The organism is Aquabacterium humicola, assembly GCF_030167915.1.
Taxonomy (GTDB): Bacteria; Pseudomonadota; Gammaproteobacteria; order Burkholderiales; family Burkholderiaceae_C; genus Pseudaquabacterium; species Pseudaquabacterium humicola.
Genome location: NZ_JARGNB010000002.1, coordinates 1250260 through 1264500 on the forward strand (window position 1 = coordinate 1250260; position 14241 = coordinate 1264500).

8 protein-coding genes are annotated in these 14241 nt (G+C 71.9%); 7 read left to right on the forward strand and 1 reads right to left on the reverse strand.

Annotation, left to right across the window (positions count from 1 at the left end; genetic code table 11):
* The first annotated feature begins 89 nt into the window (after nucleotides 1-89).
* The 7 genes from P1K89_RS15980 to P1K89_RS16010 are packed head-to-tail and all read left to right on the forward strand — an operon-like array spanning nucleotide 90 to nucleotide 13114.
* Entirely contained in the window at nucleotides 90-2555 is a 2466-nt protein-coding gene (locus P1K89_RS15980; RefSeq protein WP_284617427.1) for a DNA internalization-related competence protein ComEC/Rec2, read from the forward strand.
* Nucleotides 2552-4108: a circularly permuted type 2 ATP-grasp protein gene (locus P1K89_RS15985; protein ID WP_284617428.1), complete on the forward strand. Its 1557-nt coding sequence runs from the start codon at nucleotides 2552-2554 to the stop codon at nucleotides 4106-4108. Before P1K89_RS15980 ends, P1K89_RS15985 begins: the two co-directional genes overlap by 4 nt.
* Entirely contained in the window at nucleotides 4108-5064 is a 957-nt protein-coding gene (locus P1K89_RS15990) for an alpha-E domain-containing protein (protein ID WP_284617429.1), read from the forward strand. The genes P1K89_RS15985 and P1K89_RS15990 overlap by 1 nt, the downstream gene beginning before the upstream one ends.
* Before the next feature lie 37 nt (nucleotides 5065-5101).
* Nucleotides 5102-8611, forward strand: a complete 3510-nt coding sequence (locus P1K89_RS15995) for a transglutaminase family protein (protein WP_284617430.1) — start codon at nucleotides 5102-5104, stop codon at nucleotides 8609-8611.
* Nucleotides 8612-8666: 55 nt separating this feature from the next.
* Entirely contained in the window at nucleotides 8667-11240 is a 2574-nt protein-coding gene (locus tag P1K89_RS16000; protein WP_284617431.1) for a circularly permuted type 2 ATP-grasp protein, read from the forward strand.
* On the forward strand, nucleotides 11237-12151 hold the full coding sequence (locus tag P1K89_RS16005) for a transglutaminase family protein (RefSeq protein ID WP_284617432.1): 915 nt from the start codon (nucleotides 11237-11239) through the stop codon (nucleotides 12149-12151). Before P1K89_RS16000 ends, P1K89_RS16005 begins: the two co-directional genes overlap by 4 nt.
* Before the next feature lie 45 nt (nucleotides 12152-12196).
* On the forward strand, nucleotides 12197-13114 hold the full coding sequence (locus tag P1K89_RS16010; protein ID WP_284617433.1) for a DUF808 domain-containing protein: 918 nt from the start codon (nucleotides 12197-12199) through the stop codon (nucleotides 13112-13114).
* On the opposite strand, the gene mltB is transcribed toward P1K89_RS16010, so the two are convergent.
* Nucleotides 13071-14240 carry a lytic murein transglycosylase B gene (gene mltB, locus P1K89_RS16015; RefSeq protein WP_284617434.1) on the reverse strand — a complete coding sequence of 390 codons (1170 nt, stop codon included), beginning with the start codon at nucleotides 14238-14240 and terminating at the stop codon, nucleotides 13071-13073. The two genes, P1K89_RS16010 and mltB, sit on opposite strands and share 44 nt — an antisense overlap.
* Nucleotide 14241 lies beyond the last annotated feature (1 nt).

Sequence of the window (14241 nt, forward strand, 5' to 3'; positions counted from 1 at the left end):
ATCCTACACTGGTGCATGACGGCCCCCAGCTCACTGCGTTCGCGGCCCCCGAGGGTCACGGTGACTTTCGGGCGGCCGCGCAGTCACTGATGCCAGGACACGGGATCCACCCGGGATGGCGCATCGCTGCAGGGGCAGGGGCCTGGCTCGGCGGCGTTGCGCTGCAGCTGCAGCAGCCGGCGCTGTGGACGGGCAGCGTCTACGGCGGGCTGCTGGGGGCGGGCGTGGTCCTGCTGCTGGTCGCCGCCTGGCGCCGGCACGTCGGTGCAGCGGCGATCGTCGGATTGGCCCTGGCGGGCTTCGGCGGCACCGGATGGCGAGCCGACCTGCGCATGGCCGAGCGGCTCGATCCTGCGCTCGAAAGCCGCGACCTGGTGGTCACGGGCGTGATCGCCGCCCTGCCAGACGCCGGCGCCACCGGCACGCGCTTCCTGTTCGAGGTCGAGGACGCACGGGCCGGCGCCACGCCCGTCGCGATCCCCGCGCTGCTGTCGCTCGGCTGGTACAGCGCGCTGCCCGAGGACGAGGCCGCGGCCGAACCGCGTGCGACCTTGCGCGCCGGCCAGCGCTGGCGCCTGCCGGTGCGGCTGAAGCAGCCGCACGGTGCGATGAACCCGGGCGGCTTCGACGTCGAGCTGTGGTTGTGGGAACGCGGCGTGCGGGCCACCGGCAGCGTGCGCGGCTCGGTGCGTGGCGTGGCGGCGCCGGTGCTGCTGGCCGAGGGCGTGGCGCATCCCGTCGAGCGCCTGCGCCAGGCGCTGCGCGATGCCCTCCAGCGCGAGGTGGCCGATGCGCGTGCCGCCGGCGTGCTCGCCGCCTTGGCGATCGGCGACCAGGCCGCCATCGAGCGCGAGGACTGGGACCTCTACCGCCAGACCGGCATCGCGCACCTGATGTCGATCAGCGGGCTGCACGTGACGATGTTCGCGTGGCTCGCGGGCGCCGTGATCGGCGCGGGCTGGCGACGCTGGCCGCGCGCGGTCACCGCGCTGCCGGCGGCCATCGCCGGCGGCTGGGGCGGGCTGGCGGCGGCGTCGGCCTATTCGTTGCTGGCCGGCTGGGGCGTGCCGGCCCAGCGCACGCTGCTGATGCTGGCCGTCGCGGTGCTGTGGCGCAGCGCGGGCTGGCGCTGGCCGTGGCCGTTGGTGCTGCTGCTGGCGGCGGTGATCGTCACCGCGCTCGATCCCTGGGCGCTGCTGCAGCCGGGCTTCTGGCTGTCGTTCGCGGCGGTCGGGCTGCTGATGGCCTCGGAAGCGGCGCGGCGCCCGGCACCGCCGGCGACGCTCGCCGGCCGCCTCGGCGCGCTGCTGCGGGGCCAGGCGGTGGCGACGATCGGCCTCGCGCCGCTGTCGCTGGTGTTCTTCCAGCAGCTGTCGCTGGTCGGCTTCGTCGCCAACCTGGTCGCGATTCCGTTGGTCACGCTGCTGATCACGCCGCTGGCGCTGCTGGGCAGCCTGCTGCCGCCGCTGTGGCTGCTGGCGGCGGCGATGCTGCGCGGGATGAGCGCCTTGCTGGCGCTGCTCGGCGGCCACCCGTGGGCGGTGTGGACGGTGGCCGCCGCGCCGGCATGGTGCGTGGCCAGCGGCCTGCTCGCGGCCACGCTGCTGGTGCTGCCGCTGCCGTGGCGGCTGCGCGCGCTGGCCGTGCCGCTGCTGCTGCCGATGCTCATCCCGCCGGTCGAGCGGCCGGCCGCAGGGGCCTTCGAGCTGGTGGCCGCCGACGTCGGCCAGGGCAGTGCGGTGCTGGTGCGCACGCGCGGCCACCTGCTGGTCTACGACACCGGCCCGCCGCTGGGCCGCGACAGCGATGCCGGCCAGCGCATGCTGCTGCCGCTGCTGCGCGTGCGCGGCGAGACCCGCATCGATCGGCTGGTGCTGAGCCACCGCGATGTCGACCATGTCGGCGGCGCCGCGTCGCTGATGCAGGCGCTGCCGGTGGTCCAGCTCGACAGCTCGATCGAACCGACGCACCCGCTGCGCGCGCTGGCGGCGCAGCACGCGACCTGCGCCGACGGGCAGTCCTGGACCTGGGACGGCGTGCGCTTCGAGGTGCTGCATCCCGAACCGGGCGATGTCATGGCCGGTGGCAAGCCCGGGGTGACGCCGAACGCGCTGTCCTGCGTGCTGCGCATCGTCGACGCGCAGGGCCGCGCGGCGCTGCTGGCCGGCGACATCGGCATCGACGACGAAGCCGCGCTGCTGCGGCGCCATGGCGCCGAGCGCTTGAGCAGCGAGCTGCTGCTGGTGCCGCACCACGGCAGCCGCAGTTCGTCGAGCGAGGCCTTCGTGCGCGCGGTGCAGCCGCGGTTCGCCATCGTGCAGGCCGGCTACCGCAACCGCTTCGCCCACCCCGTTCCCGCGGTGATCGCGCGTTATGAGGCCCTGGGGAACCCCGTGGTTCGCACGGATCGTTGTGGTGCGTTCCTGTGGCACGATGGTGCGGCCCGGTGCACCCGAGACGTGCGCCGCCGCTACTGGCACTGGCAAGCGGCAGAAATTGGTGCAGGCGGTGGTGCGGATGTTGCTAATCCCGATGCAGGAGTCAGCACACAATGACCGCGAAGAGTTTTGACGAGATGCATGCCACGGCCGCTGGGGTGCGGCCGCACTACCGGGGATACGAGCGCTGGCTGGACCAGCAGTCGAGGGAGGCGATGGCCGCGCGCCGCGACGAGGCCGAAATGATCTTCCGCCGCGTCGGCATCACCTTCGCGGTGTACGGCGCCAAGGACGAGGACGGCTCCGGCACCGAGCGGCTGATCCCCTTCGACCTGATCCCGCGCATCATTCCGCACGACGAGTGGCAGCGCATGCAGGCCGGGCTGGTGCAGCGCGTGACGGCGCTGAACCGCTTCATCCACGACGTCTACCACGGGCAGGAGATCCTGAAGGCCGGCGTCGTGCCCGCCGAGCAGGTGCTGAAGAACGCGCAGTTCCGGCCCGAGATGGCCGGCGTCGACGTGCCGGGCGGCATCTACTCGCACATCTCCGGCATCGACATCGTGCGCGCGGCGCAGGCCGACGGCAGCGGCACCTACTACGTGCTGGAGGACAACCTGCGCGTGCCCTCGGGCGTGAGCTACATGCTCGAGAACCGCAAGATGATGATGCGGCTCTTCCCGGAGCTCTTCGCGCAGCACCGCATCGCGCCGGTGGCGCACTACCCGGACCTGCTGCTGGAAACGCTGCGCGACGTCGCGCCGGCGTCGGTCAACGAGCCGACCGTGGTGGTGCTGACGCCCGGCATGTACAACAGCGCCTACTTCGAGCATGCCTTCCTCGCGCAGCAGATGGGCGTCGAGCTGGTCGAAGGCCAGGACCTGTTCGTCAAGGACGGCTTCGTCTACCAGCGCACCACGCAGGGGCCGAAGCGGGTCGACGTGATCTACCGCCGCGTCGACGACGACTTTCTCGACCCCTCGGCCTTCCGGCCCAACTCGACGCTCGGCTGCGCCGGGCTGCTCGACGTCTACCGCAAGGGCAACATCACGCTGTGCAATGCCATCGGCACCGGGGTGGCCGACGACAAGTCGATCTACCCGTACGTGCCGAAGATGGTCGAGTTCTACCTCGGCGAGAAGCCGATCCTGGAGAACGTGCCGACCTGGCTGTGCCGCGAGCCCAAGGACCTGCAGTACGTGCTCGACCACCTGGCCGAGCTGGTGGTCAAGGAAGTGCATGGCGCCGGCGGCTACGGCATGCTGGTCGGTCCGGCGGCGAGCAGGGCCGAGGTGGAGGAGTTCCGCGCCGCGCTGCTGGCCAACCCCAGCAACTACATCGCGCAGCCGACCCTGGCGCTCTCGACCTGCCCGACCTTCGTCGAGCGCGGCATCGCGCCGCGCCACATCGACCTGCGGCCCTTCGTGCTGTCGGGCAAGACGGTGCAGATGGTGCCCGGCGGGCTCACCCGGGTGGCGCTGAAGGAAGGCTCGCTGGTCGTCAACAGCAGCCAAGGCGGGGGTACGAAGGACACCTGGGTGCTGGAGGACGAGCCGGGTCGCGACACGGTGCCGGGGGGGCTCGGGTCGTTCCAGTCGCAGTCCCAGTCGCAGTCGCAGTCGCAGTCACAGTCGCAAGGATTCCAGTCTCAGCGCCAAGGGAGGGCGTGATGCTGTCTCGAACCGCTGACCACTTGTTCTGGATGGCCCGCTACATGGAGCGGGCCGAGAACACCGCCCGCATGCTGGACGTCAACTACCAGACCTCGCTGCTGCCGCAGTCGGCCGACGGCGCCGAGCAGGGCTGGCAGGGCGTGCTGGGCATCTCGGAGCTGACGCAGGCCTTCAGCCGCCAGTACGAGCGCGTCGACGCGAAGAACGTCATGCACTTCATGGTGCGCGACCCGCAGAACATGTCGTCGATCGTCTCCTGCCTGTCGGCGGCGCGCGAGAACGCGCGTGCGGTGCGCGGCACGCTGACCACCGAGCTGTGGGAGACGACGAACCAGACCTGGCTGGAGTTCAACCGCATGCTGCGCGACCCGGCCTACGACCGCGATCCGTCGGCGATGTTCGAGTGGGTCAAGTTCCGCTCGCACCTGTCGCGCGGCGTGTCGGTGGGCACGATGCTGCAGGACGAGGCGCTGCACTTCATCCGCATCGGCACCTTCCTCGAGCGCGCCGACAACACCGCGCGGCTGCTCGACGTGAAGTTCCATGCGCTGGCCGGCGACTACTTCGGCGCCTGGGGCCACGAGGAGGCGCCGGAGGTCGACTTCTACCACTGGTCGGCGATCCTGCGCTCGGTGTCCGGCTTCGAGATCTACCGCCGCGTCTACCGCAACGTGATCCGGCCAGACAAGGTGGCCGAGCTGCTGATCCTGCGGCCGGACATGCCGCGTTCGCTGGCGGCCTGCATGAACGAGGTGGTCGCCAACCTGCGGCTGGTCGCCAACGAACAAAGCAGCGAGACCCAGCGCCGCGCCGGCCGCCTGCGCAGCGACCTGCAGTTCGGCCGCATCGACGAGATCCTGGCGACCGGCCTGCATGCGTTCCTGACCCAGTTCCTCGAGCGCGTGAACGACCTCGGCGCGGGCATCAGCCGCGACTTCCTCGTGCCCGCGTGAGCGACGCGCAGATCCACAAGAACACCCAGGAGGGCACGTGTCGATCCACGTCGCGCTGAACCACGTCACGCACTACACCTACGACCGCCCGGTCTCGCTGTCGCCGCAGATCGTGCGCCTGCGCCCGGCGCCGCACTGCCGCACCAACATCCTGTCGTACTCGCTGAAGGTCGAGCCCGAGGGTCACTTCATCAACTGGCAGCAGGACCCGTTCTCGAACTACCTCGCGCGGCTCGTCTTCCCCGAGAAGACGACCGAGTTCCGCGTCACGGTCGACCTCGTCGCCGAGATGTCGGTCTACAACCCGTTCGACTTCTTCCTCGAGCCCTACGCCGAGAATTTCCCGTTCGCCTACGACGACGCGACGCGCGCGGAGCTGGCGCCCTACCTCGTGAAGGACGCGGCCACGCCGGCGTTCGCGGCCTTCCTGCTGACCATCGACCGCGGCGAGCGGCGCACGATCGACTTCCTCGTCGACATCAACCAGCGCCTGCAGCGCGACATCGCCTACCTGATCCGCATGGAGCCGGGCGTGCAGACGCCCGAGGAGACGCTGACCAAGGCCAGCGGCTCCTGCCGCGACACCGGCTGGCTGCTGGTGCAGGCGCTGCGCCACCTGGGGCTCGCGGCGCGCTTCGTCTCCGGCTACCTGATCCAGCTGAAGCCCGACGTCAAGGCGCTCGACGGTCCCAGCGGCACCGAGGTCGACTTCACCGACCTGCACGCCTGGTGCGAGGTCTACCTGCCCGGTGCCGGCTGGATCGGCCTCGACCCGACCTCCGGGCTGATGGCGGGCGAGGGCCACATCCCGCTGGCCTGCACGCCGCAGCCCTCGTCCGCCGCGCCGGTCAGCGGCGCAGTCGACGAAAGCGAGGTTCAGTTCGGCCACTCGATGGCCATCACCCGCATCTGGGAGTCGCCGCGCGTCACGAAGCCCTACAGCGACGCGCAGTGGCAGGCGGTGCTCGCGCTCGGCGACGCGGTCGACGAGCAGCTGGTGGCCGGCGACGTGCGGCTGACGATGGGCGGCGAGCCGACCTTCGTGTCGGTGGACGACCGCGACGGCGCCGAATGGAACACCGATGCGCTGGGGCCCACCAAGCGCATGGTCGCGCAGGACCTGACGCAGCGGCTGCGCGCGCACTACGGCAAGGGCGGTTTCCTGCACTTCGGCCAGGGCAAGTGGTACCCCGGCGAGCAGCTGCCGCGCTGGGCGCTGAGCATCGTCTGGCGCGCCGACGGCGAACCCTGCTGGCACGATCCTTCGCTGTTCGCCGACGAGCGCGACCCGCATGCCTACACCTCGGCCGATGCGAAGGCGTTCATGGGGGCGCTGACGCAGCGGCTGGGCATCACCGCCGAGCATGTGCAGACCGGCTACGAGGACACCTGGTACTACCTGTGGCGCGAACGCCGGCTGCCGGTCAACGTCGACCCCTTCGATGCACGGCTCGACGACGAGCTCGAGCGCATGCGGCTGCGCCGCATCTTCGAGCAGGGGCTGTCGCACGAGGTCGGTTATGCGCTGCCGATCAAGCCGGCGGAAGGGCCTGGCCTTGAGGGCCCGAAATGGATCACCGGCCCCTGGTTCTTCCGCGACGAGCGCATGTACCTGTTCCCCGGCGATTCGCCGATGGGCTACCGGCTGCCGCTGGATTCGCTGCCCTGGGTCAGCGGCACCGAGTACCCGTTCCACATCGAGACCGATCCGTTCGCGCCGCGCGATGCGCTGCCGGCGGCCGCGGCGCTGCGCGCGCAGGTCGCGCCGCACCAGGTCGGCGGCGGCTTCGCCGAGGGCGGCATGGTCGGCGTGCAGGGCGCCGTGGTGGCGCCGGAGGGGCGTGCCGGCAGTCCGGGTGGGGCCGGTGGCCGGGGCGGCGCCGGCGCCGCGACGGGCCGCGGCACCGCCCAGGCCGAGCCGCTGACCGCCGAGCAGCTCGCCCGCGCGCCCGAGCGCTTCGAGTCCGCGCACTGGATCACCCGCACCGCGCTGGTCGTCGAGGCGCGCGACCCGCGCCGCGCCAACGGCCCGAAGGCCGAAAGCGTCGGCACGCCCAGCGGCGTGCTCTATGTCTTCATGCCGCCGCTGCAGCGGCTGGAGGACTACCTCGCGCTGCTCGCGGCCGTCGAAGCGACGGCGGCGGCCCAGGGCGTGAAGATCGTGCTCGAAGGCTACCCGCCACCCCGCGACCCGCGCCTGAAGCTGCTGCAGGTGACGCCGGACCCCGGTGTCATCGAGGTCAACATCCATCCGGCGCACGACTGGAAGGAACTGGTCGAGCACACCGAGTTCCTCTACGACGCCGCATGGCAATCGCGCCTGTCGACCGAGAAGTTCATGCTCGACGGCCGCCACACCGGCACCGGCGGCGGCAACCACTTCGTGCTGGGTGGCGCGCGGCCGGCCGATTCGCCCTTCCTGCGACGGCCCGACGTGCTGGGATCGCTGCTGGCCTACTGGCACAACCACCCCAGCTTGAGCTACCTGTTCTCGGGCCTGTTCATCGGCCCGACCAGCCAGGCGCCGCGCGTCGACGAAGCGCGCAACGACCAGCTCTACGAGCTGGAGATCGCGCTCGGCGAGATCGAGCGCAGCAAGGCGGTCTATGGGCAATCGATGCCGCCGTGGCTGGTCGACCGCAGCCTGCGCAACGTGCTGGTCGACGTCACCGGCAATACCCACCGCAGCGAGTTCTGCATCGACAAGCTGTATTCGCCCGACTCGGCCACCGGCCGCCTCGGCCTGCTGGAGCTGCGCGCCTTCGAGATGCCGCCGCATGCGCGCATGAGCATCGTGCAGCAGCTGCTGCTGCGCGCGCTGGTGGCGCGCTTCTGGAACGAACCGTACCGCGCCGCCCTCGTGCGCTGGGGCACCGAACTGCACGACCGCTTCCTGCTGCCGTCCTTCGTGTGGATGGACTTCGAGGACGTGATCGAGGACATGGGCCTGGCCGGCTTCGGGTTCCAGCGCGACTGGTTCGCGCCGCACTTCGAGTTCCGCTTCCCGAAGGTCGGCGAGTTCGCGGCGCGGGGCGTGCAGGTGAGCCTGCGCACGGCGCTGGAGCCGTGGCACGTGATGGGCGAGGAGGGCGCTCAAGGCACGACGGTACGCTATGTCGATTCCTCGCTCGAGCGGCTGGAGCTGAAGGCCAGCGGCCTCGTCGATCCGCGCCACGTGCTGACGGTCAACGGCGTCGCCGTGCCGCTGCAGCCGACCGGTCGCGTCGGCGAATACGTCTGCGGCGTGCGCTACCGCGCGTGGCAGCCGCCGTCGGCGCTGCACCCGACGATCGGCGTCAACGCGCCGCTGACGATCGACCTCGTCGACCGCTGGATGCAGCGTTCACTGGGCGGCGCGCAGTACCACGTCGCGCATCCGGGCGGCCGCAACTACGCGACCTTCCCGGTCAATGCCTACGAGGCCGAGAGCCGGCGCCTGGCGCGCTTCTTCACGATCGGGCATACGCCGGGACGGATGCAGGTGGGCGAGGCCGAGCGTTCGCTCGAGTTTCCGTTCACGCTGGATCTGCGTACCGCCGGGCGATGATTCAGGGGCCATGCCCGATGCGGCGCCCGCGCGCCGCACGGCATGATGACGGACCATGCAAAGCAGCCTGCTCGCCGAAGACGACCTGCCCGATGCCGCGACCGTGGCCGCCGCGGTCGCGCGCCGCGGCACTGCCGGCCGCTTCGACGAGCTGCGCGGCGAGCTGACGGTCGCGGGCCACCCGCCGGCCGAGCTCGCGCCGCCGTGGCGCGACTTCTTCCGCACGCTCGGTGCCGAGGGTTGGGCCGACCTGCGCGCACGCCAGCTGCGCGTGCAGCAGCGGGTGCGCGAGGACGGCGCCACCTACAACATCTATGCCGAACGCGGCGAGGCCGACCGGCCCTGGCCGCTGGAACTGCTGCCCTTCATCGTCTCGGCCGACGACTGGGCGGTGATCGAGCACGGCGTGCAGCAGCGCGCGAAGCTGCTGGAGATGGCGCTGGCCGACGTCTACGGCCCGCAGACGCTGCTGCGCGACGCGCTGCTGCCGCCGGCGCTGGTGTTCGCGCATCCGCAGTACCTGCGTCCGGTGCACGGCCTGTGGCCGCGCGGCGACGTGCACCTGCACATCGCCGCCTTCGACCTGATGCGCACGCCCGACGGCGGCTTCAGCGTGCTGGCGCAGCGGCTGCAGGCGCCATCGGGCCTGGGCTACCTGCTGGAGAACCGGCTGATCATCGGCCCGCAGCTGCACGACCCCTTCGACGCGCTGCGCGTGCAGCGGGTCGCGGCCACCTTCCGTTCGCTGCTGGACGGCCTGATGCGCGCCAGCCCGGCCGGCGAACGCTCGCGCATCGTGCTGCTGACGCCCGGTCCGCTCAACGAGACCTACTTCGAGCAGGTGTTCCTCGCGCGCTACCTCGGCGTCACGCTGGTCGAGGGCTCGGACCTGACGGTGCGCGGCAAGCGCCTGTACCTGAAGACGCTGCACGGGCTGGAGCGCGTGCACGTGCTGCTGCGCCGCGTCGACGACGAGTTCCTCGATCCGCTGGAGCTGCGGCCCGATTCGGCGCTCGGCGTGCCGGGGCTGTTGCAGGCGATGCGCGCCGGCGAGCTGGTGATGGCCAATGCGCCGGGCGCCGGTTTCCTCGAAAGCCCGGGGCTCACGGCATTCTGGCCGGCGGTCGCGCGCGAGCTGCTGGGCGAAGACCTGCTGCTGCCGGCGCCGACCACCTGGTGGTGCGGCGAAGAAGCCGTGTGGGCCGCGCAGCGCGACAAGCTCGCGCAGTTCATCGTCGTGCCCACCTTTCCCGGCAGCGCGCAGAAGCCGCAGGTCGTCTCGCAGCTCGACGAGGCGCAGCGCGCCGCGCTGGTCGCGGCCATCGATGCCGAGCCGGCCGCCTGGACGCTGCTGCAGCCGCAGCGCCCGTCCGAGACGCCGGTGTGGGCCGACGGCCAGCTGTGGCCGCGGGCCGCGGTGATGCGCGTCTATGCGCTGGCCGACGGCACCGGCGGCTGGCGCGTGCTGCCAGGCGCGCTCACGCGCGTGGCCGGCCGCGACGATGCGCAGCACGATCCGCTGCTGTCGATGCAGCACGGCGCCGCGAGCGTCGACACCTGGGTCATCGCGCGCGGCGCCGTCGATGCGACCTCGCTGCTGCCGAAGGCGCTGTCGGTGGCCGAGCTGCAGGGCTGGCACCGCACCGTGAGCAGCCGCGCCGCGGAGAACCTCTTCTGGCTCGGCCGCTACAGCGAGCGGGCCGAGAACAACGCCCGCATGGCGCGGGTGATGCTCGAGGCGCTGCCCGAGAGCAGCGAACCGGTGCTGCGGTTCCTCGATGCGCTCGCGCGGCGCCACGGCCTCGTGCCGGCCGGCGTGCCGACGCCGCAGCAGTCGCTGCGGCTGTTCGAGCGCGCGCTGGTGCACGGGCTGGGCGACGTCAGCGACCTGACCAGCGTGGCCTACAACCTGCGCGCCTTGCGCGGCTGCGCGAAGGCGCTGCGCGAGCGCTTGTCGCCCGAACACTGGAAGCTGATCCACGAGGTCGGCGACCATTTCGAGCACCACCTGGCCGCGGTGCTGGACGATGCGGAGGGCCAGGTCGCGCCGCCCGACGTGCTGGGCGTGCTGGCCCGCGCCACGACGCACCTGGCCGCGATCACCGGCGCGCAGACCGACCGCATGACGCGCGACGACGGCTGGCGCCTGTTGTCGGTGGGCCGCCAGATCGAGCGCCTGGACACGCTGGCCGCCGCGCTGGCGCTGGCCTTCGAGCATGGCGTGCACGAAGCCGACGACGGCTTCGCGGTGCTGCTGGGCCTGTTCGACAGCATCATCACCTACCGCGCGCAGTTCCAGGCGCGGCGCGAGGTGCTGCCGCTGCTGCACCTGCTGGTCTTCGACACCGACAACCCGCGCTCGCTGGCCTGGGTCGCGCGCACGATGCGCGACCGGCTGCGCAAGCTCGCGCGCCAGGATGCGGCCTGGGTGGCCGAGGTCGTCGACGGGCTGCCGGCGCCGGAGACCTGGTCGCTCGGGGCGCTCGGCACGCCGGATGCGGAGGGTCGCCACGGTGCGCTGATCGAGGCGCTGGACGGCTGCAGCGCCGCGGCGCGCGAGCTGTCGGACCAGATCGGCCGGCACCTGTTCGTGCACGTCGTGTCGCCCGAGCGCAGCGTCTGGGTATGAGCGTGACGACCGGCAACGGGTCCCGCGTGCTCGCGGTTCGCCATGAAACGCTCTACGACTACGACACGCCGGTCGAGGTCGCGCACCACAGCGCGCACCTGCGCCCGCGCGACACCGAGTGCCAGCAGGTGGTCGACTGGGACCTGGCGATCGACCCCGAGCCCGAGGGCGGCCTGGGCGCGCTGCAGGAGAGCCGCGATGCCTTCGGCAACTGGCGCCACGGTTTCAACCACGCGACGGTGCACGACCGGCTGTCGGTGGTCTCGCGCTTCCAGGTGCGCCTCACGGCCCCGCCGCCGCCGGCGATCGACGAGAGCCCGCCGTGGCAGGAAGTGGCGCAGGCGCTGCGCTTTCGCGCCGGTGCGACGCAGCCCGAGGCGATCGAGTTCGCGCTGGGCTCGGCCTTCGCGCCGGTGCATGCGGCGCTGGTCGACTTCGGCGACGGCCTGTTCGAGCCCGGGCGGCCGCTGCTGGCGGTGGCGATGGCGCTGATGGCCCGCGTGCATGAGCGCATGGCCTATCAACCGAACAGCACGGACGTGGCGACCGACGCGCTGCAGGCGCTGGCGCATCGCCGCGGTGTCTGCCAGGACTTCGCGCACCTGATGATCGGCGCGCTGCGTTCGCGCGGATTGGCAGCGCGCTACGTCAGCGGCTACCTGCTGACGCGGCCGCCGCCGGGGCAGCCGCGGCTGCTCGGTGCCGACGCGTCGCATGCCTGGGTGGCGGTGTGGTGCCCGCTGAACGGCTGGATCGCGCTGGACCCGACCAACGACCTGGCGGTCGGCCTCGACCACGTCACGCTGGCCTTCGGCCGCGACTACGGCGATGTCGCACCGCTGCGCGGGGTGATCCGCGGTGGCGGCACCACGCCGCCGACCGTGGCCGTCACGGTCGAGCCGCTACCATAGCCGCCCTTCACGCCCAGGTTCGGGCCCCAGAGAAAGAAGACCCCCATGGCCGGTGCCAGCCTGCTTGCCCTGCTCGACGACATCACGCTCGTGCTCGACGACGTCGCGGTGATGACCAAGGTCGCCGCGAAGAAGACGGCCGGCGTGCTCGGCGACGACCTGGCACTCAATGCGCAGCAGGTCGCGGGCGTGCGCGCGGAGCGAGAGCTGCCGGTGGTCGGCAAGGTCGCGCTGGGCTCGATGGTCAACAAGGCGATCCTGGTGCCGGCGGCGCTGGCGATCAGCGTCTTCGCGCCGTGGGCGATCACGCCGCTGCTGATGCTGGGTGGCTTGTTCCTGTGCTTCGAGGGTGTCGAGAAGCTGGCGCACAAGTTCCTGCATTCGCAGGCCGAGGACGATGCGCACGCGCGCGAGGTCGAGCAGGCGCTGCTCGATCCGAACGCCGACATGGTCGCGTTCGAGCGCGACAAGATCAAGGGCGCGATCCGCACCGATTTCATCCTGTCGGCCGAGATCATCGTCATCGCGCTGGGCACCGTGGCCGACAAGCCGCTGCTGACCAAGGCCAGCGTGCTGGTGGGCATCGCGCTGCTGATGACGGTCGGCGTCTACGGCCTGGTCGCCGGCATCGTCAAGCTCGACGACGCGGGCCTGTGGCTGTCGCGCCAGGCCGGCGCCGCGCAACGCCAGCTCGGCAAGCTGCTGCTGATCGCCGCGCCGGCGCTGATGAAGTTCCTGTCGGTCGCCGGCACCGCGGCGATGTTCCTCGTCGGCGGCAGCATCCTGATGCACGGCATCGCGCCGCTGCACCACGCGGTCGAAGGCTGGGTGCAGGCCGCCGGGCCGATCGGCTGGCTGGTGAGCATGCTGGCCGACGCGCTGGTCGGCGTCGCCGCCGGCGCGATCGCGCTGGCGATCTTCAGCGCGGCGAAGAAGCTGCTGGTTCGGCCGGCGGCGGCATGACCGGGCCGGGCGCCGCGGGCGCCCGCGCTTCGCGGGCGTCGCGCAGCTCGCGCGCCTCGCGCACCGCGCGGCCCAGCTCGATCACCGCCAGCGCGTAGTAGCTCGACCAGTTGTAGCGCGTCAGCGCGTAGAAGTTCCGCGTGCCGGCGATGTGGCTCGGCGCCGCGTCGCCGTTCTGCAGCTCGATCAGCGCCAGCGCTCCGGCGTGCATGCGGCCGGCGTCGTCGAGCACGGCGCCGCGTTCGGCGAATTGCGCGGCGCTGAAGCTCGGCACGATGTCCGGCGCCAGCAGGGTCGCGCGGTCGGCGGTGTCGACCGGCGGCTTGACCGCGAAGTGCGTCGGCAAACCGGGCTGCCAGCCGTGCACCGCCAGGAAGTGCGCGATGCTCGCGACCACGTCGGCGGGGTCGTCGCGCAGGTCGATGCGCTGGTCGCCGTCGCCGTCGACCGCGAAGCGCAGGATGCTGCCCGGCATGAACTGGCCGAGGCCGATCGCGCCGGCGTACGAACCCCTGATCGCCGCGGCCGGCACGCCGTCGCGGTCGGCCAGCAGCAGCAGTTGCTGCAGCTCGCGGCGGAAGAACTCGCTGCGGTCCTTGCGCCCGGGCGGGAAGTCGAAGGCCAGCGTGGCCAGCGCATCGAGCACGCGGAAGTTGCCCATCAGGCGGCCGTAGTAGGTCTCGACGCCGATGATGCCGACGACGATCTCCGGCGGCACGCCATAACGCGCATTCGCAGCGTCCAGCCAGCGCCGATGCGCATCCCAGAAGGCGGCGCCGGCGCGCACGCGCTCGGCATCGACGAAGCGCGCGCGGTAGGCGCGCCAGTTCTTCGCGGTGCCGGCCGGCGGCGGCATGATCAGCCGCGCGACCGACGGCAGGTAGCGCGCTTCGGCGAGCGCGGCGCGCACCTGCTCGCGGTCGAGGCCGAGGGTCAGCGCGGTGTCGTCGGCGAAGGCCACCACGTCGGGCCGGCTGCCGTAGGTCACCGCGTCGGGCGCGTGGTCGCTGCGCACGGCCGGCTTGCGCGGTTTCGCGGTGGAGGGCTTCGGTGCGGCGGCGGCGTTCGCGCCGACGGCCAGCGCGAGCAGGCCGGGCAGCAGGACCCGGCAGAGGAACAGGGGCATC